The 1,232-nt window shown below is 49.4% G+C and carries 1 pseudogene; it reads right to left on the bottom strand.

Annotation, left to right across the window (positions count from 1 at the left end):
* Positions 1-1,232: pseudogene (locus tag A3750_RS15210) on the bottom strand (DNA-directed RNA polymerase subunit beta'); the annotation flags it as partial.

Here is a 1,232-nt window from a genome sequence, read left to right as displayed (position 1 = left end):
CCTTTTTCTTTTCTCGCTTTTCTTTCTGCGTGGTAAGCCAAACCTGTTCCGGCAGGAATCAGTCGGCCAACAACAACATTCTCTTTCAAGCCGCGAAGGAAGTCTCTCTTACCCGTAACCGCACCTTCTGTAAGAACGCGCGTAGTCTCCTGGAAGGATGCCGCAGAAATAAACGACTCTGTTGCAAGAGATGCTTTGGTAATACCAAGCAACTGCCGCTCACACTGTGCAGGCATCTTGTCGTCCAAGTCGGCCTTCTCATTCGCCTCAAGGAAGTGAACGTATTCAACCTGATCACCTTTGATGAGATCAGTATCGCCAGCCTGAGTCACCTCAACCTTTCGAAGCATCTGGCGCACAATCACTTCAATGTGCTTGTCATTGATGACAACCCCCTGCAAGCGGTAAACATCCTGAACTTCGTTTGTGATGTACTTCGCCAACTCAACGACCCCAAGAAGACGCAAGATATCGTGCGGATTAGACGGGCCATCAGAAACAACCTCTCCCTTCTCTACACTCTCACCTTCAAACACGTTCATCTGACGATGCTTCGGAATCAACTCTTCATATGGATCGCTACCATCTTTCGGAGTAATGACAAGGCGCTTTTTACCCTTCGTCTCTTTACCAAAGCTCACGACACCGGAAATCTCCGCAAGAATAGAAGACTCTTTCGGCTTACGCGCTTCGAACAAGTCGGCCACTCGCGGCAGACCACCCGTGATATCACGCGTTTTAGAGGACTCTTGAGGGATACGAGCGATAATATCACCCTCACTTACCTCATCGCCGTTACGTAGTGACAGCAGCGCATTCGCAGGCAAAAACATCTGGAATGGCGTATCTGTGCCAGGCAGCATAACTGGCTTGTCTTTCGCATCGACCAATTGGATCATAGGACGCACATCCTTACCTGAGGCAGGACGGTCTTTAGGATCTAAAATCTGGATACTACTAAGACCGGTCAATTCGTCGGTCTTAGTAGAAATGGTAATACCATCTTCAAAGCCGACTAACTGAATCTTACCGCTTTGTTCGGTAATGATAGGGTGCGTGTGCGGATCCCATTTAGCAACTACCTGACCCGCCTCTACAGCAGCGCCGTCTTTCACCGAAATGACCGCGCCGTAAGGCAGTTTATACCACTCTCGCTCACGACCATGCTCGTCGGCAACTGCCAAAGCAGATGAACGAGAAGTAACAACAAGGTTGCCATCTTTACGCTCGAT

The sequence above is a fragment of the Oleiphilus sp. HI0079 genome, from assembly GCF_001635105.1.
Note: the sequence above shows the minus strand (reverse complement) of the source record. Positions and strands in the feature narration are given on the sequence as shown.